Source organism: Collimonas arenae, from assembly GCF_000786695.1.
GTDB classification, from domain to species: domain Bacteria; phylum Pseudomonadota; class Gammaproteobacteria; order Burkholderiales; family Burkholderiaceae_D; genus Collimonas; species Collimonas arenae_A.
Map to the genome: position 1 here is coordinate 3,929,309 of NZ_CP009962.1, position 24,120 is coordinate 3,953,428.

A 24,120-nucleotide genomic window follows, 5' to 3' on the forward strand; every position below is an offset into this window, starting at 1 on the left:
CACCGAGATGATCACCCAACTGATGGAGGTGCTGGTGATACGCGGCGCTGTGAATTTTCGCGTGCAAGCGCTGGACGTTGCCCCTGCCGTTGCCGAACAACCGCTCGCCCTGGCGTTCGCCCGTGCAGACCTGACCCTGGCCCCGAACGCCGACACCACCAATCTCTGGCACCAGGGAGTACGTCTGAACATCATCGAGAAAATCCTGCTGCCCAAGTTGGATGAAAATCATACTCAAGAGCAACTGATAGCGCATATCTTGCAGAAAGAGCAGCAAAACACCCTGGAGTTCAAGCACAAGGAAGGCCACCGCTTGACCGATCCGCAAGCCTTGCAGGAAGCTGCCGCCGAACATGTCGGCAATGCCCTGCGCGCACTCAGATATAATGCGCTATTAATCAATCCCCGATAATTTGGGGTTAAATCGATACAATACCAGGCTAAATAGCCGGGTTCGCCCCATTCTGCCCGGCATTTCCGATAGAATCCGCCTGACACATTTTTTGGCTCTGGCTGTAACTCTGCGAGTAAGCAGTTGACAGTTGAGGCCGAGTTGCCCTGACAGCGTAATCCACCACGTTGCGACAACTCCTGATCTATCCCGCACATACGACAATCGCGCCATGACACCACAATCCTTTACCACTATCCGCGACCTGCTGCGCTATGCAGTGACCCGTTTCAATACCGCCGGTCTGTTTTTCGGCCATGGCAGCAGCAATGCGCTGGACGAAGCGGCCTATTTGATCCTGCATACGCTGAAGCTGCCGCTGGACAAGATCGAACCTTTTTTCGATGCGCGCCTCCTGCCGCATGAAATTGAAGCCGTCTTGCAAGTAATTGAAAAGCGCAGCGTCGACCGCCTGCCTGCCGCCTATATCACCAACGAAGCCTGGCTCGGCGAATACCGTTTCTATGTCGACCAACGCGTGATCGTGCCGCGTTCGTTCATCGCCGAGTTGATCCCCGACCATTTCTCGCCGTGGCTGCAAGAGCCGGCGACGGTCAGCAACATCCTGGAACTGTGCACCGGCTCCGGCTGCCTGCCGATCATGCTGGCTGACGCCTTCCCTTCTGCCCACGTCGACACAGCGGACATCTCCGCCGATGCGCTGGCAGTGGCGCGCCGCAACGTGGACGAATATGAATTGCAGGACCGCATCACGCTGATCGAATCCGATTTGTACAGCAAGGTGCCAGCCAAGAAATACGACCTGATCGTCACCAACCCGCCTTATGTGAACTCAGGCTCGATGGGCAAGCTGCCGCCGGAATACCTGCGCGAGCCGCAAATCGCCCTGGCAGGCGGCAGCGACGGCATGGACCTGGTACGCCAGATCGTGGCCGGCGCCAAACAGCGTCTGACTGCTAACGGCGTGCTGGTGGTTGAAATCGGCAATGAACGCGCTTTCGCCGAAGCCGCGTTCCCGAACCTGGAAATGACCTGGGTCTCGACCAGCGCCGGCGACGACATGGTGTTCCTGCTGACCGCCGACCAGCTGCCGTAAGCCTGTAACGCTTTATCCAAGATCTCAAGACCTGCATGCGGTTCGCTGACGCATGCATGGCCATTCATTCAGCAAGTAGATAGTAGACATGATACGTTTTCAACAAGTTTCCCTGATGCGCGGCATTAAGCCATTGCTCGACAATGTCGACGTCACCCTCAATCCGGGCGACAAGATCGGCCTGATCGGCGCCAACGGCGCCGGCAAGTCCAGCCTGTTCGGACTGCTGCGCGGGGAGCTGCATGCCGACCTCGGTGACATCGACTTCCCGTCGAAATGGCGCATGGCTTACGTCGCCCAGGAAACTCCGGCGCTGGATCGCCCTGCGATCGAATACGCCATCGATGGCGACGTCACCCTGCGCCGGCTGGAAGAAGAACTGGCCTTCCTGGAAAGCGAACCGGAAAGCACCTCCAACGGCATTTTGATCGGCGAGCTGTATAGCGCGCTGGCCGACGCCGATGCCTACACCGTGCGTTCGCGCGCCGAACAATTGCTGACAGGCCTTGGCTTCTCGCTGGCGCAAATGGAACAACCGGTGGCCAGCTTCTCCGGCGGCTGGCGCATGCGCCTGAATCTGGCGCAGGCGCTGATGTGCCCGTCCGACCTGCTGCTGCTCGATGAACCGACCAATCACTTGGACCTGGACGCCATTATCTGGCTGGAAGACTGGCTCAAGCGCTACCCTGGCACCCTGATCATCATTTCCCATGACCGCGACTTCCTCGACGGCGTGGTGAATGTCATCGTGCATATCGACGAACGCAAGCTGAAGCGTTATTCCGGCAATTATTCCTCGTTCGAGCGCCAACGTTCGGCGCAGCTGGAACTGGCTGCCGGCACCCTGGAAAAGCAAATGCGCCAGCGTGCGCATCTGGAATCGTTCATCAACCGCTTCAAGGCGCAGGCAAGCAAGGCACGTCAGGCACAAAGCCGGATGAAGGCGCTGGCCAAGATGGAAGAACTGGCGCCGTTACGCGCCGCCGCTGAATTCTCTTTCGAATTCCGGGTGCCGCTGAGCGCGCCGAACCCCCTGCTGGTGATGGAAGATGTGAGCGCCGGCTATCGCACTGAAAGCGAAACCAGCCACGAAGTCACAGAAAAAGTCATCGTTTCCGGCATCAATTTCTCGCTACAGATTGGTCAGCGCATCGGCTTGCTGGGCGTCAATGGCGCGGGTAAATCGACGTTCATCAAGACCATCGCGGAAGAACTGAAGCCATTGCGCGGCGATGCCCAGTTCGGTAAAGGTTTGTCGATCGGCTATTTTGCCCAGCATCAGGTCGAAATGCTGCGTCACGACGAATCGCCGCTGTGGCACATGGGTAAAATTGCGCCGACCACGCGTGAGCAGGAATTGCGTAATTTCCTCGGCAGTTTCAATTTCAACGGCACCATGGTGACCAGTTCAATCAAGCCATTTTCCGGTGGTGAAAAAGCCCGCCTGGCGCTGGCGCTGATCGTCTGGCAACGGCCTAATCTGCTGCTGCTGGATGAACCGACCAACCATCTGGACCTGGAAACCCGCGAAGCCTTGACTATGGCGCTGGCGCAGTTCGAAGGCACACTGGTGCTGGTGTCACATGATCGCCATCTGTTGCGCGCCACCACCGATCAGTTCATCATTGTCGCCGACGGCAAGGTGCAGCCGTTCGACGGCGATCTGGACGATTACAAGGACTGGCTATTCAAGACCAAGCTGGCGGCGAAGAACAGCGCCACCGATGCGGCCCTGCCAAAAGCCAGCAGCAAGGCCAAGATCGCCAGCGCAGTAGCGCCGGCGGCTCCGGTTGTCGACAACGCCGACCGCCGCGAACAAAAGCGGCAGGAAGCGGAAACGCGGCAAAAGCTGGCGGCGCAGAAGAAGCCTATCGAATCACGCATCAAGCGCCTGGACGAGCAGATCGCCAAGCGTACCGCGCAAAAGAACACGGTCGACACCCGCCTGGCTGATCCGGAAATCTATGATAAAGACAAGAAGAAGGAATTGGCGACGCTGCTGACCGATCAGGCGTTTTACGCCAAGGAACTGACGCAACTGGAGGCCGAATGGCTGGAACAACAGGAAGCGCTGGAGCAACTGGGCAACTAAGCCTGAGCATTATCGGAGGTGGTAAAGTCGGCCAGACCTTGGGCCGGCTTTGGCATCGCCAACAGGTTTTTTCTCTGCTCGACGTACTGAACCGCTCAAGCGACAGCTCCCGCCACGCATGCGCCTTCATCGGCGCCGGCGATGCAGTCGCATCGTACGCCGACCTGCGTCAAGCCGATGTATTCCTGATTGCCGCCGGCGATGACCAGATCGCAGCTTGCTGCAGTGCCCTCGCCGCTGCCGGCAAACTACGACCAGGCAGCATCGTGTTTCATTGCAGCGGCGCGCTGTCATCGCTCGAACTAGTTTCTGCCTCCGAACTCGGTGCAGTAGTCGCCAGCATCCATCCGATTCGCAGTTTTGCTTCGCCGCAGCAAGTGGCCGATCATTTTTCAGGCACCTGGTGCGGCAGCGAAGGCGACGCCGCCGCTCTCGCCGTTTTGGGCCTGGCATTCAACGCAATCGGCGCACAACTGGTCGAGATACAACGCGACCAGAAGACCCTGTACCACGCAGCGGCCGTATTTGCCTCCAATTACCTGGTGACGTTGATCGACGTCGCCCAGCAAGCATATGCCGCTGCCGGCATTGCGCCCGAGCTGGCGTTAAAAATGATCGAACCGCTACTCATCGAAAGCGCAGCCAACGCCTTCCGCCTCGGCCCAGCTGCCGCCCTCACCGGCCCCATTGCGCGCGGCGACCTAGCGACGGTGACGCGCCAGCATCAAGCCGTACAGCAGTGGCAGCCGCAAGTCGCCGCACTGTATGAGCAATTTGCGCTCCTCACCACGGACCTTGCCGGACGCAAGAAAAACGGGCAATCGTAAATAGCGTAGTATCACTGCTAACTGAAAAAAATCTAGAATGCAAAGACAATAAGTGCATATAGAATGGAAAAAGCTTCATTTTACGTTTGCCCGCAAACCGCTTAACATAGTCGTCACTAGTGGGCTGTAACCGTCCACTAACAACAACCCGTGCTTGTCTGCGCCCTCAACCAAAGGATAAAAAATGGCCACAACACTGTCAAAACTCAGCAAAATAGCAGCGGCGATCCTGATCACCAGCGTGACGCTGAATGCCTTCGCAGCGGATCTGCTCGATACCGTCAAATCCCGCGGCACCTTGAAAGTGGCCATGGAAGGCAACTACCCGCCGTTCAACTTCAAGGACCCGAAAAGCGGCGAGCTGACAGGTTTTGAAGTTGACGTCGCAAAACTGCTGGCGGCCAAGCTGGGTGTGAAACCGGAATTCACGACGACGGAATGGAGCGGTATCCTGGCAGGCCTCGGCGCCGGCAAATACGATGTCATCCTGAACCAGGTTGGCATTACCCCAGAGCGTCAGAAGGCCTTCGATTTCTCGCAGCCGTATACCTTTTCCAGCGCACAGCTGATCGTCCGGAAAGACGAAAAGCGCAGTTTCCCAACACTGGAATCGCTGAAGGGTTACAAGCTCGGCCTGGGCCAGGGCACCAACTTTGAACAGAAAGCCAAGGCTGTCTCCGGCATCGATGTCAAAACCTATCCTGGCTCGCCTGAATACCTGGCCGATCTCGCCAGCGGCCGTATCGATGCAGCCTTGAATGACCGCCTGCTCGTCGGTTATCTGCTGAAAAGTTCGAATCTGCCTTTGAAGGCCGGCGCCACTTTCGGTGACATCGATAAAATCGGCATTCCTTTCCAAAAAGGCAATCCGAAATTCCAGGCTGCCTTGAATAACGCGCTGGATGATATCCAAAAAGACGGCAGTTTCAAACAGGTGTCATTCAAATGGTTCGGCTTTGATGTTAGCAAAGCGCCAGCGGCGCAGTGACATAATTCGCGCTACACTTCAGTTAAACCAGACATCCCCGCCCATTGCGGGGATGTTTTTTTAAGCTAAAGATCTAGGTTTAACAGAGACCATATGGAATTACTGGATTTGCTGCAGCAGGCGGCACCGACCTTGTTCCGCGGAGTCGGCTATACCTTGATATTCGCAGTGGCGTCGATGCTGGGCGGTTTACTGCTCGGCTTCCCGCTCGCTATTGCCCGTATCGTGCCGTCACGCTGGGCGCAATGGCCTGCCACCGTATACGTCAGTCTGATGCGCGGCACGCCGCTACTGGTGCAAATCTTTGTCATCTATTATGGTCTGCCGAGCATTGGCATCAGTTTTTCGCCATTGACGGCAGGTATCCTGGCGCTCAGCCTGAATGCCGGCGCCTATCTGTCGGAAAGCCTGCGCGGCGCGATTCTAGGGGTGCATACCGGACAATGGGCCGCCAGCTATAGTATCGGCCTGAATTACTGGCAAACCCTGCGCTATGTCATTATCCCGCAGGCGATCCGGATCGCAGTGCCGTCGATGAGCAACACCCTGATCAGCCTGATCAAGGATACCTCGCTGGTATCGGTCATCACCGTGACCGAACTGATGCTAGCCACCAAGGAAGTGATTGCGGTGACCTTCCGGCCGCTGCCGCTGTATCTGGCGGCAGCCGCTATCTACTGGTGCCTGAGCATGTGTTTCGAACGCTTGCAAATCCGCCTGGAGCGCAAGCTCGGGCAGGCGCATAAATCAAACTAGCGGGCTGCAACAGCCCACTAGCAATCAGGTTTGCGGTCAAAACCGCGACAGCAAATCGATCTGGCTCACCAGCGGCGTATCGTCGCCAGGATTGGCGCGCTGGTAGCTTCCCTCGCTATCCATATCCCAGGCCGATGCATTGTCTTGCAAATGCACCAGTAAACTCTCCTCGATCACGCGGCGCTTGAGCTTGCTGTCCAGGATCGGGAACGCCGTTTCGATGCGTCGGAACAGGTTACGATCCATCCAATCGGCACTCGACAGCATCACATGTTCTTCGCCGTCGGCATAGAAATAAAACACACGGTGATGTTCCAGGAAGCGGCCGATGACGGAACGCACCTTGATGTTTTCCGACAGGCCAGGCACGCCCGGCTGCAAGGCGCAGACGCCACGAATCAGCAGCTGGATCTTGACCCCGGCCTGGGAGGCCAGATACAACGCTTCAATCACGGTCGGCTCCAACAAGGCGTTCATCTTGGCGATGATGTAGCCCTGCTTACCAGCTTTGACGGCGTCGACTTCTTTCTGGATCGCATGCAGCACATTGGCATGCAAGGTGAACGGCGATTGCCATAAGCGTTTGAGCGGAACCTGCTTGCCAAAGCCGGTCAATTGCTGGAACACGTTATGCACGTCTTCGCAGATCTTGTCGTCATTGGTCATCAAGCCGAAATCGGTGTAGAGGCGCGCGGTTTTCGGATGATAATTGCCGGTGCCGAGGTGCACGTAGCGTTTCAGCTTAGTATGCTTGGCGTGGCGCTTGCGGCGCACGATCAGCAGCATCTTGGCATGTGTCTTGTAGCCGAACACGCCATACACTACGTGGGCGCCGACCGCCTCCAGCTTGGCGGCCCAGCCGATATTAGTTTCTTCGTCGAAGCGCGCCATCAGCTCCAGCACCACCGTGACTTCCTTACCGTTCTTGGCAGCTTGCATCAACGCACTCATCAATGGCGAATCATTACCGGTGCGATAAATGGTCTGCTTGATGGCAAGTACGTCGGGATCGATCGCAGCCTGCTGCAGTAACTCCAGCACCGGCTGGAAACTTTCGTAGGGATGGTGCAGCAAAACGTCGTTCTGGTCGATGATATCGAATACCGATGCGCCTGTGACAAAGGCTTTCGGCAGCACCGGCGAATGCGGAGTGAACTTCAAATCAGGACGGTCGACCAGATCTGGCAAAGGCATCAGACGCACCAGATTGACTGCGCCGTTGACACGATAGCAGTCCGCCGGCGTCAAGCCATTTTGATTCAGCAGGCGCTGCACCAGTGAAGCCGGTGTACCATCGGCCACCTCCAGTCGCACCGCATTGCCAAGCTGACGCGTCGGCAGCTCACCCTGCAAAGCCAGCCGCAAATCGGTCACCTCATCTTCGTCGACAAACAAGTCGCTGTTGCGGGTAACGCGGAACTGATAGCAGCCACCGATCGACAATCCTGGAAACAGCTCACCGACAAAACGCTGCATGAAACTACTCAACAACACAAAGCCGTAAGGATGACCCGACAGATGTTCCGGCATCCGCACCAGGCGCGGCAGCACCCGCGGCGCCTGCACGATGGCGAGTTCGGTTTCACGGCCGAACGCATCCTTGCCGCTCAGCTTGACGGCGAAATTCAAACTCTTGTTCAGCACGCGCGGAAACGGATGGGCCGGATCGAGCCCGATCGGCGTCAGTACCGGAAGCAACTCTGTCTTGAAAAATTCATGAGCCCAGGCCGTCTGCTCCTCAGTCCACTCTGATTCCTGATAGAACGCAATACCCTCGGCATTCAGCGCCGGCAGCAACACTTCATTGAACAGCGCGTATTGGCGCGCCACCAGTTTCTGTGCACGCTCGCTGATGGTGCTGTAAGCATGCTGCAGCGACATGCCGTCGGGAGTCACGCCATCCACCGCGACCCGGATCTGCTCCTGCAGGCCAGACATGCGAATCTCCGAAAATTCGTCCAGGTTACTGCTGGTGATACAGACAAAGCGCAGCCGTTCCAGCAAGGGCACCATAGGATCTTCGGCCTGGGCCAGGACCCGCTCGTTAAAGGCAAGCACGCCGAGTTCGCGATTGAGCAATGGAAAAGTCATGTTCCGGTCAGTAGAGTGAGCTAGGGGATGGACGATTAACAGCCTGCATTATTAGCATATTACCAATAATGCCTTAACGATTGTAAGGATGCAATGTGACGCGGGAATGACAAACGAAAAAGGGAATGAGATACGCAACCGCATGAAACCGGCCGCGTATACAAGGAAATTGAAAACCCGATTAGCGCAAATTGCTATGGATCGGCGCCAGCATATCGTGCACGCCGTGCGTCATCAGCACCAGGAACGTTAGCAGCGCCAGATAGTAGAACGCATACGTCATCTTTACGGAAGGCTCGATGCCATAATAACGCTGGTTTTCCGGACTGCTGGCATCGTAGTTCCAGGCCCGCTTCAGTTGCGGCAAGGCGAGAATGACTACCACGATCAACAGGGGCGTCGGCTGGTAGACGAACAAGGCAAGCAGCACAGGAACGCCGGCAAACCAGATGCGCGGAGACAGCACCGCAGTGATGCGTCCGCCGTCAAAAGGCGACATCGGGATCATGTTGAACAAGTTCAGAAAAAAACCGGCGTACGACAAGGCAAGCAGCAGGTTACTGTCGTACTGGCGCGCGACAAAGTAGCAGACCAGCGCTCCCGCCGTACCGACCAATGGCCCAGCCAGGCCAACATAGGCTTCTGTTTCCGCATCGTGCGGCATATCTTTCAACTGGATCCAGGCACCGACAAACGGGATGAAGGTTGGTGCACCTACAGCCAGGCCGCGCCGCTGCGCGGCCAGGTAGTGCCCTGCTTCATGCACGAACAACAACAGCACGAAACCGACAGCGTAACGCCAGCCGTAGAACATCGCATAGACCGCGATCGATAGCAGCATGGTGCCGGAAGTAGTCAGGATCTTGCCAAATTTCAGGCCTCCCAACAATAGTAATAACAATTTAATCATGGCCCGCGCCGTCAGGTATGATTTGCCGGATCATTGGCTTCGGCCGGACGTTCAGCTTTAGTGTCGGGCGTAAGTTGCGGAAACTGTGGGGGCGCAAACGGCGACGATTCCGTTTCAACCGGGTTGACTGGCACCGGTGCAGGTTTCGGTTCACGCTTGAAGAATCGCTTGATGGCTGCGCCGAAGGCGAACACCGCCAGCAGGCCGATCTTGAAGAATTTTGCAGCAAAAGCCGCAATGACTGCGATCAAGCCAATTTTCTTGGCCGCTACCCCAACCACCAGAGCGGCCAGGCCATATTCCGCGACATGGTCGGTCGACGCCTTGAAATCTGCATAACGCTTGCCTTGGTGATAGTCGATGGCAGCCAGAAGACTGTTTGCGATTGGCTTGTCCAGCGCAAGGGACGACAGGGCAGTTACCATGGTCAAGGTGAGATAGCCGTCGCGGCCAAGCGCCAGGGTGCGATAGTTCACGCCAGTTTTATCATCATTGGCCATCGCACCCTTGTCATGAATGATCAAGGACCATACCAGGCGATGGGTGGTCGAATCGTAGGCGGGAGCTTCCGCCCAGCCACCTACTTCAATCTCGGGGATGCCGCGCTCCTTACGACTTGCATTCCCTTGCTCGGTCCCCTCTCGCAAGCTCTGCAACATGTCGTCGGCCTTCCAGTCGCGGGCATCGTCATCTCGAACATAGCCTTCTTTCTTGTATTCAACGGTGGCAAACCAGTCGCCATTTTTAGCCGTGGGGACAATTACGCCCAGCAGCGACTTGTCGTCGATAACGTTGCCGACTGCACGCAAATAGCGCGCAGCGGCGGAGGACGGAACAAAGCCATAACCTTGGGGCAAAGAAAAAGTAGCCTGGTCACCGAGCGCGATCTTGCTCGGTCCTTCCACCAAAACTTTATTTGCCTCAGCCGCCGCTGCTTTAATCTCAGCCTGGATTTCGGCGGTCTGAGCTGCGCAGGTCGCCGCGATAAATGTAGCCGCAAGCGCAATCAGGATTTTTCTCAGGATATTCATGGCTTTATCGATATTAGAGTGTCGGGAATTTTTCTGTCGATTGCCGGTAAAGGCGTCTATGGCATCCAGCAATAACACCGGCCGGGACGCATTGACTTTTCAACAAAACAGCAGCCACTTTAATATCATAAAATCGACACGTATTGCCGTATTGCATCCTAAATAATGAATGAATTCACAATATTTATTAATCCTGTACAACAGTCTACCGTTTTAGCAAACCAATTCCGGTTCGACAATTTGTGCTTGAAGCACATAAAAAAAGCCTGCGGAATCAAATTCTGCAGGCTGTATACGGTTGATGCGACAAGCTTGGGATAAATCAGATCACAGTAGCCAGACCCAAAGTAAGCAGCAAAGCCACCACCGAAATAATGGTTTCGCACACCGTCCAGGTCTTGAAGGTTTCCGTCACGGTCATATTGAAGTACTCCTTCACTAGCCAGAAGCCGCCGTCATTCACATGCGACAGGATCAGCGAACCGGCGCCGGTTGCCAGTACCATCAATTCCGGCCGGACCGCGACAGTGCCGGCAGTGACGATCGGCGCCACGATACCGCAAGCGGTGGTCATGGCGACAGTCGCCGAACCGGTGGCAACCCGGATCAGCGCCGCCACGAACCAGCCCAGCAGCAATGGTGACAGATGCGCATTATTGGCCACTTCGACAATCGCCTTGGAAACGCCGCCGTCGATCAGGATACGGCCAAAGCCGGCACCGGCGCCGACGATCAACGTGATGCCTGCAATAGGCGCCAGGCATTCAGTCGTGAATTTGAGAATGGCTTCACGGTCAAAGCCGCGTGACTTGCCAAAGGTATAGAAACTCACCAGTGTACCGATCAACAGTGCGATCACCGAATTGCCCATCAGGCGCATGAAATCATTGGCGAAGGTTTTTGGCGTGAAGAAGTAATCGGCCCAGCTGCCCAGCAGCATCAGCACGACTGGCAACAAGATGGTGGCGACAGTAATGCCAAAGCCTGGCAATTCACGAGCCGTACGCTCTTCCACAAATTGCGCAATCAATGGATTGTCAGGATTAGGAACAACGAAGCGGCTGATCAGCTTGGCAAACAGCGGACCGGCAATGATGGCCGTAGGGATGCCGACGATCAGTGCGTACATGATGGTGCGGCCAATATCGGCGTTATAGGCAGTGACGGCAAACAGCGCAGCAGGATGCGGTGGAATCAAACCATGCACCACCGACAAACCGGCAACCATCGGGATACCAACCATGATCATGTTGGTGCCGGTACGCTTGGCGACGTTAAAGGCGATTGGAATCAGCAATACGAAACCGACTTCAAAGAATACTGGCAAGCCGACGATCAGCGCCACGACCATCATGGCCCAATGCACCCGCTTGGGACCGAAGACGCCGATCAGCGTATTGGCGATACGTTCAGCGCCACCCGACTCGGCCATCATCTTGCCAAACATAGTGCCCAGACCGACCACCAGTGCAATATGCCCCAACGCGCCGCCGACCCCGGTTTCATATGATTTGACGATGCTCGCCATCGGCATGCCCACCACCAGGCCAAGAATCACCGATACCACGATCAGTACGATGAACGGATTCATCTTGAACTTGGCGATCAGCACCACCAATGCGATCACTGCAATCACTGCGTAAAGCAGCAACAGATTTCCTTGAACCATCTCCATCAAATCCTCCTATGTTTGCTTAGAGGCTGTTGCAAACACATCTGGCGTTGTTGCTCCTCCTAGCCGTACTAATCGTACTGTCTTCGTCGGAGCGCCTAGCCATCTGTGTTTGCAACAGCCTCTTATATTTTATAAACGGGACTTACGCAAAACGGCCCTGACCGCGAGCATCTCCTGACTGATCTTTGCATGATCTTCGTCGATGCGTCTTGCCACGACGATTTTGCGTAAGTCCTGATAAATATTCAGATCGCGATACAGCCTGGATGAATACCACACTGCACCGCCCAACGCCGTTAGCCTTGATCGACTATTTTTTATAGGCGATGCAATCTACTTCCACCTTGCAGTCGACTACCATTGCCGATTGCACGCAGGCGCGCGCAGGCGGATTGGCGCCGAAATATTCCTTGAACACCTTGTTGAAGGATTGAAAATCGCGGGTATCGTCAAGCCAGACGCCGCAACGTACTACGTGTTCCGGACCATACCCGGCTTCCTTCAGGATCGTCAGCACGTTCTGGATAGTCTTGTGCGACTGGGCGACAATACCACCGTCGATTACTTCGCCATCCACCATCGCCACCTGGCCGGACACATACAGCCAGCCATCGGCCTCCACCGCGCGCGCGAATGGCAGATGCTGGCCGCCGGTTCCTGAACCACCTTCAACACCATATCGTTTGATTGTCATAACTACTCCTCAGAAAAAATAAAACTCAACTTGCGACGGTGGCACGAACACCAGCCTGTCGCGCCAGGAAACGCCCTGCCCGCAATTCTGTCGGCGCCTTTTCCGCACCACCAAGATAAGACAACGCGCCATTCACCCAAACTGCTTCAATACCTTCAGCCGGCTGCATCGGATCCGCAAAAGTCGCGGCGTCACGCACCGTCTCCGGATCGAACAACACCAGGTCGGCCCAATAGCCTTCGCTCACCAGGCCACGTTCGGTCAAGCCAAAACGCTCTGCAGACAGGCCTGTCATCTTGCGGATCGCGACAGTCAATGGAAACAGCTTTTGTTCGCGGCTGTAATGGCCGAGCACCCGCGGAAATGCGCCCCACAGGCGTGGATGCGGCAAGGGATCATTGGGCAAGCCATCCGAACCGACCACAGTCGCCGGATGACTCAGGATGCGATTAACGTCATCGTCTTGCATGCAGTGATAGACCGCGCCTGCCGGTTGCAAGCGGCGCGCCGCTTCCATCAGGTCAACCTTCCATTCGGCGGCGATGTCAGCCAGCATCTTTCCGCCCATCGCTGGCTGCGGCTCCGACCAGGTCACCATGATGTCGATGGTATCGGTTACCTGTTTCAAATCCAGTGTGGAAGAGCTAGCGGTGTAGGGATAACAGTCGCAACCAACCGGCTGGTAACGTTGCGCCTGCTCCAGCGCCGCCAGCACTTCGCTGCTGCGGCCCCAGTTTTCGACGCCGGCGCATTTCATATGCGAGATCACCACCGGCACCCTTGCGTGTTTGCCGATGCGAAAGGCTTCATCCATGGCTTCCAGGATATCGGCGAACTCGCTACGAAGATGCGTCGCGTAGATCGCACCGGCTTCGGCCAGCGGCTCGGCCAGCGCCAGCACTTCCGAGGTCGGCGCCATGATCGCATTGCCATAAGCAAGACCGGTGCTGAGGCCCAGCGCGCCGTGCGCAAGCGCTTCGCGCAACTGCACGCACATGGCAGCGATTTCACTATCGCTGGCGGCACGGTCGAGGCGGTCCATCTGGTTGCTGCGCAACGCCGTGTGGCCAATCAGCGCAGCCACGTTGATCGATGGCCGGGCGAGGTTGACGGCTTCTACATAGGAGGCGAAAGTGGGATAGCTGAACGCGCTCGCTTCGCCCAGCAGGTTCATCGGATCGGGTGGCTCTGCCTTGAGGCTGACCGGCGCAGCGCTGATGCCGCAATTGCCGACCACTACGGTGGTGACGCCTTGCGACAGCTTGGGTAACATCGCAGGCGTGCGAATGACGTTCGTGTCGTCATGCGTGTGGACGTCGATAAAACCGGGGCTCAGCACCTTGCCTTTTCCATCGATTACCTGCCGCGCATGCCAACCGAGCAATGCGCCATCGCTGGCGATCTGCAGGATGCGGCCGCCATCGAGCGCAACGTCGGCTGCAAACGGCGCGCTGCCGCTGCCATCGATCACGGACACGTTGAGAATCAAGGTGTCGCATTGACGTATCGCTACCTGGCCATCCGTATTTATTTCATTGCTCATCTCAATCTCCCAACGGCTCGCGGCTGCTGCCGCCGCGATGCGTATCCAGTGTGAACTTCAGACGTCGCAGCAGTTCCTGGCTGCGGTCCTTTTGCAACAGCGCCAATTCAGTCATCAGCACATCCAGCGCCATCATCATGGCGTAGCGCGACGACGATGGCTTGAAAATAAAATCTGTTTCCATCGACTTCAGTGGCAACAGCACATCGGCCATCGCCGCCAGCGGCGAACCCAGCGCGGTGATCGCCACCAGCCGTACGCCATATTCCCTGGCCACCGCACAACTGGCGTTCAGTTCAGCCACGTTGCCGGTGGTAGAGAGGACCAGCACCACATCGTTCTTGTCAGAGGTCGCTGCGACCATTTTCTGCAGCATGGCGTCGTGATAGGTTGCCACCGGCCGGCCCAGACGCACCAACCGGTAACGCGCCTCATCAGACAGCATAGTCGAGCCGCCTCCCATACCAAAGGCATAAATCATGCGCGCCTGCAGTAACGCCTGCGCTGCCTGCCGCAACGTTTCCTGATTCAGCAAACTGCGATTCACTTCCAGCACCTTGTGGATATCGGCGTACACCAGGTCGACGATTTGCGGCAGCTCATCCTCCGCAAGCGCATTCTCGGTCCGCAAAAAGCGCTGGCCGATAGCTGCCGCCTGCGCCAGATTCATCTTCAGCTCGCGCACGTCGCGGCAGCCGATAGCCTTGGCAAAACGGGTAACGCTAGCTTCGCTGACGCCGGCCTGCCTGGCCAGGGTCTGGATGCTGGCGCTGGCGGCGAACGGCAAGTCGCCCAGGATCGCCTGCGCTACCTTTTGCTCGGCCTGGCGCAACAGACTGCTGCGCTCGGCGATGCGCGACACAATATCGAAGGGATGATTCATGCGCTCCACGAAGTGCTCCGAGACGTGTTCCAATGGTTATACCGCAGGGCCAGTCAAAGTTATCATATCAATCACAACAAGAAAGTGATGTGACGACAAGCTGAAATTCTATGTTACTTTGTAACATGCTTTTAATATAGTAAATTCAAGGATATGATTACGTCAAATGAATTATGACGGAGGAGAATTGAATATGAATGTTACAAACAATCACGGCAGCATCGATAGCCTGGCCATCAGCCCTTTGAACAAAGGACTTGGTGCATTTCAGCAGCCCGTGACTGCCGCAGAGATCAAGGCGTTGAACTGGAACCTGCTGCGCGAAGACCTTAGCCTGCCTACAGCTGTGCTCTACGAAGAGCGCATGAATCACAACCTGCAGTGGATGCAGCAGTTCGTCAGCGAATACGGCGTCAAGCTGGCGCCGCACGGCAAAACCACCATGGCGCCCAAGCTGTTCGCGCGCCAACTGGCTGGCGGCGCCTGGGGCATCACGCTGGCCACCGCGCATCAGACCAAGGTCGCCTATCAGCACGGCGTACGGCGCGTGATCATGGCCAATCAACTGGTCGGCAAACAAAACATGGCGATCATCGCCGATTTGCTGGCGGACCAGTCGTTTGAATTCTGCTGCCTGGTCGATTCGGCCGACGGCGTCGATCAACTGGGCGCCTTCTTCCAGGCACGCAAGCAACAATTGCATGTGCTGCTGGAACTGGGACCTGACGGCGGCCGCACCGGCATCCGCAACCCGCAACAGCAAGCCGCAGTGTTGGAAGCGCTGGCGCGCTGGCCCGACAATATCGTCCTGGCCGGCGTCGAAGTCTACGAAGGCGTGCTGAAAGAAGAAGCCGACATTCGCGGCTTTTTACAGCACGCCGTCGCCTGCACCAAGCAACTGGCCAAGGATGGCCGCTTTGCCGCCCGCACCGGAGGCGCGGCCGCACGGCCGGTAATCCTGACCGGCGCCGGTTCGGCCTGGTACGACGTGGTCGCCGAGGAATTCGCCAAGACCGAGATCGGCCTGCCGCTGGATGTGGTACTGCGGCCCGGCTGTTACCTGACGCATGACGTCGGCATCTATCGCGCGGCGCAGGCGCAAATCCAGACGCGTAATCCGATCGCCCGCAAAATGCGCACCGAGCTACAGCCAGCCTTGCAGTTGTGGGCTTACGTACAGTCGATTCCTGAAGCAAATAAAGCCATCATCGCGCTCGGCAAGCGTGACGCCGCGTTTGATGCCGGCCTGCCTTTACCTGCCGCGCATTACCGGCCCGGCAATCCCGCGCCAGACACAACGCCGGCGCACTGGCAACTGACCGGCATGATGGACCAGCATGCTTATCTGCAAATTAAAGAAGACGACGATATCAAAGTCGGCGACATGATCGGCTTCGACATTTCACACCCTTGCCTGACCTTCGACAAGTGGCGTCAGATTGCCGTGGTCAACCCGCAGCATCAAGTAATCGACGTGATCCAGACTTTCTTTTAATTTTGACTTCCGTACTGTAGCGAGCAAAGCAATGACTATTGATATCCTGGCCTATGGCGAAGCAATGGTGGAATTCAACCAGCGCGCCCATGATGCACGCATGTATTTGCAGGGCTTCGGTGGCGACACTTCCAATTTTTGCATAGCCGCAGCCCGCCAGGGCGCGCGCAGTGGTTATATCAGTGCGCTCGGCCACGACCATTTCGGCGACAAGCTGCGCGCACTGTGGCAGACTGAAGAGGTCGACGCAAGCCACGTGTCCAGCGATGCAAGCGCCGCTACCGGAGTGTATTTCGTTTCGCACGACCAGAGCGGTCATCACTTCGACTACCTGCGCGCGGGTTCCGCCGCCAGCCGCTACACCAGTGCGCAACTGCCGCTGGCGGTAATCGCTGCGGCCAAGGTGCTGCACCTGTCCGGCATCAGCCTGGCGATCAGCGCCTCGGCCTGCGACGCCGGCCTGGCGGCAATGGCGCATGCGCGCAAGCATGGTGTGAAGACTTCGCTGGACACCAATCTGCGGTTGAAACTCTGGCCGCTGGAACGAGCCCAGGAAAAAATGCGCCAGGCGTTTGCGCTGTGCGATATCTGCCTGCCTAGCTGGGACGACATCAACGCCCTCACCGGCCTCGACGACCGCGATGCGATTGTCGATACGCTGCTGTCCTACGGTATCGGCCTGATCGCTTTCAAGCTCGGCGCCGAAGGCTGTTATGTCGCCACCGCCAAGGAACGGCGGCTGGTACAGCCCTACAGCGTGGAAGCGGTAGACGCCACCGGCGCCGGCGATTGCTTCGGCGGCGCCTTCATTGCACGCATAGTGGCCGGTGACGATCCATTCAAGGCCGCGCGCTACGCCAATGTCTGTGCAGCCTTGTCGACAACCGGCTACGGCGCGGTGGCACCGATTCCGCGTGCGGCGCAGGTTGAAGAAATACTGGAATTAAACTAAGAGGCTGTTGCGAACACAGATGGCTAGGCGCTCCGACGAAGACAGTACGAGTAGTACGACAAAGAGGGTGTAGCGGGGGTTTCAGACGACATTGTCGTCTGCCCGCGGAACGGCCCGGGCTTGCAAGCCCGTGCGCGCCCTGCAAGGGCAACCAACGCCAGGTGTGTTTGCAACAGCCTCTAAGGCTTGTTACGCCACACGCACCCGGCCCGCCAGCAAATCTTCGACAATTTCTCCCAGTCGCTTTATGCCGTACTCGATCCGAGGCGAAAACGGTTGGCCGCAACTGAGCCGCAGAAAGTGATTGAAACGGTTCGAGTTGGAAAACATCAGGCCGGGGGCGATCTTGATCCCTTCTTTCAATGCTGATTCAAACACCGCTTTCGATGAAAGTTGCGCAGGTAGTTCCACCCATAGCAAAGCACCACCATCCGGCACATTGATACGGGTGCCGACAGGGAAATGTCGCGCAATTGCGTCTGCGGTGCGAGCCCGCTGCAATCGCAAAGCGTCGCGCAAACGGCGCAGATGACGCTCGTATGCAGCCGATGCCATAAAGTCGGCGGCGGCAATCTGCGACCATTCTTCATTAGCGCGCGTATGTGCAAATTTCAGCATTTCGAGCCGCGCCTGCCAGCGGCCGCCAGCCATCCAGCCCAGCCGCATCCCCGGTGCCAGCACTTTATTCAGCGACGCACAATAAATCACATTGCCGCTGCGATCCCAGGATTTCAAAGCCCGCGCCGAGCTTGTCTCCGGCACAAGGCCGCTATACGAGTCGTCTTCGATCAGCGCCATGCCATGTTCTTGGCACAGCGCTACCAGTTGTGCCTTGTGTTCGTCGGGCATGATGCTGCCGAGCGGATTTTGCAAGTTCGGCACCAGCACCAATGCCTTGATATCGGGATAGGTTTGCGACGCCAGTTGCAGCGCTTCTATCGATATGCCGGTACGCGGGCTGGTCGGAATTTCCAGCGCACGCATGCCCAGGCTTTCCAGCACCTGCAGCAAGCCGTAGTAAGTGGGCGACTCGACCGCGACGGTATCACCGGCCTGCGCTACGGCACGCAGCGCCAGGTTGATCCCCTCAATGCAGCCGTGGGTGACGATCACCTCTTCCGGCGCCATCTTGATGCCGATTGCCAGGCTGCGCTTGGCGAGAACTTGCCGAAAGGCTGGATTGCCGCGATGGGACATCATGCTGGTCAAGACCTGTGGCTGCTTGCGCAAGGTACGGATTGCCGCGTTTTTCAGAGCCTCCACTGCATACAACTCGGGGGCACAACTGGCGCCGCTCAAATCAAGCGTCACGCTGGCGCCATGTCCCTGGGCGATAACTCCTGAGACCCGCTCATGGATCCCTGCATACTGCGCTGACATGAGGGCCGGCATGGTTGACAGATTCGGCTCTTCCGCCAGCGCCATGCGCCGTGCGGGCAACACGAAATAGCCAGAGCGTGGCCGCGCTTCCAGCCAGCCGTCTTGCTCCAGGTAACGCAGCGCTTGCAACGCGGTCGACAAGCTGACCTGGTGTTGCTGCATCAGGTCGCGCACCGAGGGCATACGCTCGCCCGGCGCCAGCGTATTGGATTGAATCGCCGCTAGGTAATGCCCGGCCAACTGGCGGTATAGCAACTGCGGCGTAACAGATTGGGACGGCGAAAGCGACAAGGGAGATTTTCTCATGGCGATGGTTGAATTGCTTTAGTGTGAATCATTGGCGGAAAACGAAACAGATACAGATTAAAGCAAAATGGACGATAACAGATCTGCCAAAATCCTATCTGTTGCGCCACGTTCAGGGCATCTCTGTGCCTGTTTCGATAGTACGAGGGGGATTACGCTGGAGCCATCTCTTTGAACAAGGAAAACGCGATGAACTCCCCCGACAGCAACACCGCCAGGATCCAGCTTGGCCATGATCGCAGCAATATGTTCTATGCCAGCCGCGGCACAGCCATCGTATCTTTGCAGGGCAATATCCTGATCGCCGAAGCGGCCAGCCACCTGGTCGATATCACCGTCGCCAACCGCGCCCTGATCGCCGAGGGAGATTGCCATGTGATACAGCGCGGTGGCTGGGTCCGCTTGTGTGCGCAAGGAGGCGGTAAGGCGACCGGCCTGATAATTTTACCGACAAGAAATTTTCTAGGCTCGCTCCTGGCCCGCTGGCTACGTCGGGGCAACACCTCTACACATCCGGCAAACCGGACTGAGGCCATTGAATCATAGACAATCTACGGCAAACAGTGTGCCAACTGCTACATATCCAAGGGTTGGCACGCCGCGATACAGCAAAGCACTTGTTGCAAAACCCCGATCTGGCTTATTCTGTACGCATGAGTATCACGCGTGAAGATCTTGAACAGGACCGCCTCCGAAGCATCCTGGATAACACTCCTATTGCAGCTGCCCTGCTGTCAGAAGCAGCGCTGGAAGCCTCGTGGCGCGCCGCTCTAGCGTCGCTGCCGGATCCCAATGGCGATGTCTGGCTATTCGGCTACGGCTCGCTGATCTGGAATCCGATGGTGGAGTACAGCGAACGGCTGCCGGCCATGCTATATGGCTATCACCGTGGCTTCTACCTGTACTCCCGCATCAACCGCGGCACCTGGGATAACCCGGGACTGGTGCTAGGCCTGGATCGCGGCGGCTCCTGCCAAGGCATCGCCTTCCGGATTCCCGCCATCAGCATAGAAACCGAACTGAAGATGTTATGGCGCCGCGAAATGCTGACCGGCGCCTACATCCCGCGCTGGCTACCCATGCAACTCAACGGCAAAACCGGCCCCCGCATCAAAGCCCTGGCCTTCGTCATGAACCGCCAGCACGAAAGCTACGCAGGCCGTCTGCCAGACCCGACAGTAGTGTCCTATTTACGCGATGCGTGCGGCCTATATGGGCCGGCCAGAGATTATTTACGGCATACGCTAGAGGGACTACTGAAAGAAGGCTTCGAAGATCCATATCTAGCAAGACTATGGGCGCAGCTAGAATCCCGCCAAAATCCTTCAACAGAAAAATAATCCCACCACCGGTTTTGAAGTTGATTTTGACGTTGAAGTGGAAGTTGACGTTGCTTTTGAAGTGCTCCGCATTGAGAACTTGCCAAAAGAGGCGCGTGACGGTCGGGAATTGTGAGACACATGTCTGAGCGTAGCGAGTTTGTGTCTCACCCGACTGGCACGCGCCTCTTTTGGGGACCTGACCGCAGGGAAGGCAAGGGCTTTGCGATCGCCTTCTTTTTGGTTATGTTTTCTTGCGCCCGGCCAGGGGGCGAAGCAAGAAAAAGTGACTAGCTGCCGGGCTACCCCCGGCTTGCATCCACGGAGTAGCAACCGTTTCAAGTAACGACGACCGAACATCAAATACCAACGCACGTACTCCGTGGCACGTTAAATGGGGTCGGAGTAATTTTCGCAAAAGCCGCGAAAAAAAACTCCGACCCCATTTAACTATGTGCGCGGCGACTCACCGAACAGCTCCGGCCAAGAAAATTACAACTGCGGATTCAGCTTCTCCGACTTGGAATGCAATTTATTCAGTGCAGACAGATACGCCTTAGCCGACGCCACCACAATATCCAAATCCGCGCCAACACCATTAACGATCCGCCCAGCCTTGGACAAACGCATAGTCACCTCCCCCTGCGACTGCGTACCAGTAGTAATCGCATTCACAGAAAACAACAACAACTCCGCACCACTGGCAACCTTGGTTTCAATCGCATTGACAATCGCATCCACCGGCCCGTTGCCCTCCCCCGCGCAATTCGACTCCTTACCATCAATCGAAAACACCACCTGCGCAGCAGGCCGTTCACCAGTTTCCGAATGCTGCGACAAAGAGACAAAACGATAAAATTCCTGGTCATGCGACTGCTGCTCTTCCGACACCAGCCCGATGATATCTTCGTCAAAGATTTCAGATTTTCGATCCGCCAGCTCTTTGAAACGCGCAAAGGCCGCATTGACTTCAGTTTCCGACTCCAACACGATGCCAAGTTCTTCCAGGCGTTGCTTGAACGCATTGCGACCAGACAGTTTGCCCAACACAATCCTGTTGGCGCTCCAGCCCACATCTTCGGCACGCATGATTTCATAAGTATCGCGCGCCTTCAGCACGCCATCCTGGTGAATACCCGAAGCATGCGCAAAGGCATTGGCACCGACAACAGACTTGTTAGGCTGCACCGCAAACCCGGTGATCTGCGACACCAGCTTGGAAGCCGGCACGATTTGCGTCGTATCGATGCCAATATCGAGATTGAAATAGTCGCGCCGCGTCCGCACCGCCATCACGATTTCTTCCAGCGCCGTATTGCCGGCCCGTTCGCCCAGGCCATTGATGGTGCACTCCACCTGACGCGCGCCGCCGATCATGACGCCCGCCAATGAATTCGCCACCGCCATGCCCAGATCGTTATGGCAATGCACCGACCAGATCGCCTTGTCCGAGTTAGGAATCCGCTCGCGCAAAGTCCGCAGCATATGACCGTATAGCTCAGGCACGCCATAGCCGACAGTGTCGGCGAAGTTGATCGTGGTCGCACCTTCCGCAATCACGGCTTCCAGCACGCGACACAGAAAATCCATGTCGGAACGGCTACCGTCTTCCGGACTGAATTCAACGTCGTCGGTAAATTTGCGGGCAAAGCGCACGGCTTGCTTCGCTTGCTCGAACACCTGGTCCGGCGTCATGCGCAGCTTCTTTTCCATGTGCAGCGGCGAGGTTGCAAGAAAGGTGTGAATTCGCTTGCGCTCGGCTGGTTGCAGGGCTTCTGCTGCGCGCGCAATATCCTTGTCGTTGGCGCGCGACAGGGAGCACACGGTGGAATCCTTGATGATACCGGCGATGGCCCTGATCGCCTCGAAGTCACCCGGCGAAGCGGCGGCAAACCCGGCTTCGATCACATCGACCTTCATCCGCTCCAGTTGCCGGGCGATACGGATTTTTTCATCCTTGGTCATCGATGCCCCGGGCGATTGTTCGCCGTCGCGCAAGGTGGTGTCGAATATGATCAGTTTTTCGGGCGAGTTGGCTGCCATGCTGTGCTCCAGATTGGTCTTGTGAATCATCAATTTTAAAGACTTTGGCGACTTGCGGCATAAAAATAACAAATCGACAGACGTAAAAAAACCGCCCGGAGTACAACGGGCGGCTTGTTTTGGTTCCCGGCTATTAGGAAAGCGGCGGAATACGCAGCTTCTGGCCCGGATAAATCAGGTCCACGCTTTTCAGCATTGGCTTGTTGGCTTCAAAAATGGCTTGGTACTTGTTCGGATCGCCATAGAATTGCTTGGAAATCTTCGACAGGTTGTCGCCGCTAACCACGTCATACCATTGCGATTCATCGGTAGCAGCTGCAACGGTCAGATTATCATTAACATTACTGACATCCTTGACATTGCCACAGCACAAAACAATCTTTTCACGGGTTGCCTGATCCGGCGCTTCACCACTGACTGTGACCGCGGAGGAAGCAGCATCGAAAGCGATCGTCAAACCGCTGGTGTCAATGCCTTGTGTGCCGACATAGGTCTTGATCGCGTCTGCTGCGGCATTTTGCAGTTCTTCGACGTTTGGCGCTGCCGCCACTTCTTCCGGCTTGTGTCCCAGCAGCTTTTCACCCGCGTCTTTAAAAAAAGAAAGTAATCCCATTTTTTTCTCCGGTAGTAGTTGAACAACGATGATGCCACTAGCTTCGCTACAGTGCTGCTTCAAAAGTAAGGTTTAACAACATTTAACCTTACCTATATTTCACTGGCATGACCAAGCACTGGCTTCTATCGCTTAGTCCTTATCGTCGTGCTCAAGTTCCGTTTGCACGATACTGACTGGCTTGCCTTTGAACCAGCGCCAGAAATACACGCCGAACCCCGACAAACCATACAGCACGAACAGGCCGAACAATACCTTTGACGGATCGCTGAAAATCGCCACCAGCGCCAGCACCACCAGGAATGCGGCAATGAACGGCATCGGCTTGCGCAGATTGATATCCTTGAAGCTGTAGAAAGGCACGTTGCTGACCATTGTCAGGCCGGCGTACAAGGTGATCGCCCAGGCTGCCCAGCTCAGGGATGTACCCTGGAATCCGAGATCGTCCATCAGCCATACAAAGCCTGCCACCAACGCTGCCGCAGCCGGGCTGGGCAACCCCTGGAAGTAACGTTTGTCGACCACCGCAATATTGGTGTTGAAGCGCGCCAGGCGCAAGGCGCCGCCAGCGCAATACACGAAAGCCGCCAGCCAGCCTAGCTTGCCCATCCCACGCAAGGACCACTCATAGACCACCAGCGCCGGCGCGGCGCCAAACGACACCATATCGGAGAGACTGTCATACTGCGCGCCGAATTCACTCTGGGTATTGGTCAGCCGTGCTACGCGGCCATCGAGGCTATCCAGCACCATCGCCGCGAAAATCGCGATGGATGCCTGGTCGAAGCGCAGGTTCATCGCCATTACGATGGCATAGAAACCACAGAACAATGCTGCTGTGGTGAAGGCATTCGGCAACAGATAGATGCCGCGCCGCCGGCGTACCGGCGGGTGGATATCTTCTTCATTCAGGTATTCGCTGCGCTCGGCGGTTTTGTACGGGCGCAGCGCCTTGGGGAACTGTGCGACGTTACTCTTCGCTTTACGGCGCTTGAATGTGGCCATGTAAGTTCC

At 56.7% G+C, this 24,120-nt stretch carries 21 protein-coding genes; 10 read left to right on the top strand and 11 right to left on the bottom strand.

The genetic code is table 11. The annotated features are described in order from the left end of the window. The first annotated feature begins 7 nt into the window (after window positions 1-7). The 6 genes from LT85_RS25540 to LT85_RS17215 all read left to right on the top strand — a co-directional run bounded on the left by LT85_RS25540 (window position 8) and on the right by LT85_RS17215 (window position 6,171). On the top strand, window positions 8-412 hold the full coding sequence (locus LT85_RS25540) for a hypothetical protein (protein WP_052135279.1): 405 nt from the start codon (window positions 8-10) through the stop codon (window positions 410-412). A gap of 211 nt (window positions 413-623) precedes the next feature. Continuing rightward, complete coding sequence (gene prmB / locus LT85_RS17195; protein WP_038491170.1) at window positions 624-1,508, top strand: 50S ribosomal protein L3 N(5)-glutamine methyltransferase; 885 nt, start codon at window positions 624-626, stop codon at window positions 1,506-1,508. Between the two features lie 88 nt (window positions 1,509-1,596). Then, the gene (locus tag LT85_RS17200; RefSeq protein ID WP_038491173.1) at window positions 1,597-3,600 is read left to right on the top strand and encodes an ATP-binding cassette domain-containing protein; all 2,004 of its coding nucleotides are present in this window, start codon (window positions 1,597-1,599) and stop codon (window positions 3,598-3,600) included. Continuing rightward, a complete protein-coding gene (locus LT85_RS17205) occupies window positions 3,558-4,427 on the top strand; it encodes a Rossmann-like and DUF2520 domain-containing protein (protein WP_052135280.1) in 870 nt (289 codons plus the stop codon). The genes LT85_RS17200 and LT85_RS17205 overlap by 43 nt, the downstream gene beginning before the upstream one ends. A 184-nt stretch (window positions 4,428-4,611) precedes the next feature. Next, the gene (locus LT85_RS17210) at window positions 4,612-5,415 is read left to right on the top strand and encodes a cystine ABC transporter substrate-binding protein (RefSeq protein ID WP_038491176.1); all 804 of its coding nucleotides are present in this window, start codon (window positions 4,612-4,614) and stop codon (window positions 5,413-5,415) included. Window positions 5,416-5,508: 93 nt separating this feature from the next. Continuing rightward, window positions 5,509-6,171, top strand: a complete 663-nt coding sequence (locus tag LT85_RS17215) for an amino acid ABC transporter permease (protein ID WP_038491179.1) — start codon at window positions 5,509-5,511, stop codon at window positions 6,169-6,171. Window positions 6,172-6,207: 36 nt separating this feature from the next. Here the strand turns inward: LT85_RS17215 and ppk1 are convergent, their stop codons facing one another. The 7 genes from ppk1 to LT85_RS17250 all read right to left on the bottom strand — a co-directional run bounded on the left by ppk1 (window position 6,208) and on the right by LT85_RS17250 (window position 14,998). Further along, window positions 6,208-8,262: a polyphosphate kinase 1 gene (ppk1, locus tag LT85_RS17220; RefSeq protein WP_038491181.1), complete on the bottom strand. Its 2,055-nt coding sequence runs from the start codon at window positions 8,260-8,262 to the stop codon at window positions 6,208-6,210. Window positions 8,263-8,443: 181 nt separating this feature from the next. After that, on the bottom strand, window positions 8,444-9,172 hold the full coding sequence (locus LT85_RS17225; RefSeq protein ID WP_038491184.1) for a site-2 protease family protein: 729 nt from the start codon (window positions 9,170-9,172) through the stop codon (window positions 8,444-8,446). A gap of 11 nt (window positions 9,173-9,183) precedes the next feature. After that, window positions 9,184-10,194 carry a DUF2167 domain-containing protein gene (locus LT85_RS17230; RefSeq protein WP_081992800.1) on the bottom strand — a complete coding sequence of 337 codons (1,011 nt, stop codon included), beginning with the start codon at window positions 10,192-10,194 and terminating at the stop codon, window positions 9,184-9,186. Window positions 10,195-10,525: 331 nt separating this feature from the next. After that, window positions 10,526-11,878, bottom strand: a complete 1,353-nt coding sequence (locus tag LT85_RS17235) for a GntP family permease (protein ID WP_038491187.1) — start codon at window positions 11,876-11,878, stop codon at window positions 10,526-10,528. Between the two features lie 310 nt (window positions 11,879-12,188). After that, window positions 12,189-12,572: a RidA family protein gene (locus LT85_RS17240; RefSeq protein WP_038491190.1), complete on the bottom strand. Its 384-nt coding sequence runs from the start codon at window positions 12,570-12,572 to the stop codon at window positions 12,189-12,191. A gap of 25 nt (window positions 12,573-12,597) precedes the next feature. Continuing rightward, on the bottom strand, window positions 12,598-14,115 hold the full coding sequence (locus tag LT85_RS17245) for an N-acyl-D-amino-acid deacylase family protein (RefSeq protein WP_052135281.1): 1,518 nt from the start codon (window positions 14,113-14,115) through the stop codon (window positions 12,598-12,600). 1 nt (window position 14,116) lies between these two features. Beyond that, a complete protein-coding gene (locus LT85_RS17250; RefSeq protein WP_038491193.1) occupies window positions 14,117-14,998 on the bottom strand; it encodes a MurR/RpiR family transcriptional regulator in 882 nt (293 codons plus the stop codon). Between the two features lie 193 nt (window positions 14,999-15,191). Here LT85_RS17250 and LT85_RS17255 point away from each other — a divergent pair, with 193 nt between their 5' ends. Continuing rightward, entirely contained in the window at window positions 15,192-16,493 is a 1,302-nt protein-coding gene (locus LT85_RS17255) for an amino acid deaminase (protein ID WP_038491196.1), read from the top strand. 31 nt (window positions 16,494-16,524) lie between these two features. Then, window positions 16,525-17,445, top strand: a complete 921-nt coding sequence (locus LT85_RS17260) for a sugar kinase (RefSeq protein WP_038491199.1) — start codon at window positions 16,525-16,527, stop codon at window positions 17,443-17,445. Window positions 17,446-17,634: 189 nt separating this feature from the next. Here LT85_RS17260 and LT85_RS17265 read toward each other — a convergent pair whose 3' ends face one another. Next, the gene (locus tag LT85_RS17265) at window positions 17,635-19,131 is read right to left on the bottom strand and encodes a PLP-dependent aminotransferase family protein (protein ID WP_038491202.1); all 1,497 of its coding nucleotides are present in this window, start codon (window positions 19,129-19,131) and stop codon (window positions 17,635-17,637) included. 189 nt (window positions 19,132-19,320) lie between these two features. Here LT85_RS17265 and LT85_RS17270 point away from each other — a divergent pair, with 189 nt between their 5' ends. Together LT85_RS17270 and LT85_RS17275 are read left to right on the top strand one after the other, a co-directional pair. Beyond that, complete coding sequence (locus LT85_RS17270; RefSeq protein WP_038491205.1) at window positions 19,321-19,677, top strand: hypothetical protein; 357 nt, start codon at window positions 19,321-19,323, stop codon at window positions 19,675-19,677. Between the two features lie 107 nt (window positions 19,678-19,784). Beyond that, complete coding sequence (locus LT85_RS17275) at window positions 19,785-20,471, top strand: gamma-glutamylcyclotransferase (RefSeq protein WP_253273764.1); 687 nt, start codon at window positions 19,785-19,787, stop codon at window positions 20,469-20,471. 471 nt (window positions 20,472-20,942) lie between these two features. Here LT85_RS17275 and LT85_RS17280 read toward each other — a convergent pair whose 3' ends face one another. From LT85_RS17280 to pssA, 3 genes are all read right to left on the bottom strand, one after another. Next, window positions 20,943-22,493: a 2-isopropylmalate synthase gene (locus tag LT85_RS17280; RefSeq protein ID WP_038496643.1), complete on the bottom strand. Its 1,551-nt coding sequence runs from the start codon at window positions 22,491-22,493 to the stop codon at window positions 20,943-20,945. Window positions 22,494-22,626: 133 nt separating this feature from the next. Then, a complete protein-coding gene (gene lysM / locus LT85_RS17285) occupies window positions 22,627-23,106 on the bottom strand; it encodes a peptidoglycan-binding protein LysM (protein ID WP_038491208.1) in 480 nt (159 codons plus the stop codon). Window positions 23,107-23,238: 132 nt separating this feature from the next. Continuing rightward, window positions 23,239-24,111 (bottom strand): CDP-diacylglycerol--serine O-phosphatidyltransferase, encoded by an 873-nt coding sequence (pssA, locus tag LT85_RS17290; protein WP_038491210.1) that lies wholly within the window; start codon window positions 24,109-24,111, stop codon window positions 23,239-23,241. Window positions 24,112-24,120: the final 9 nt, after the last annotated feature.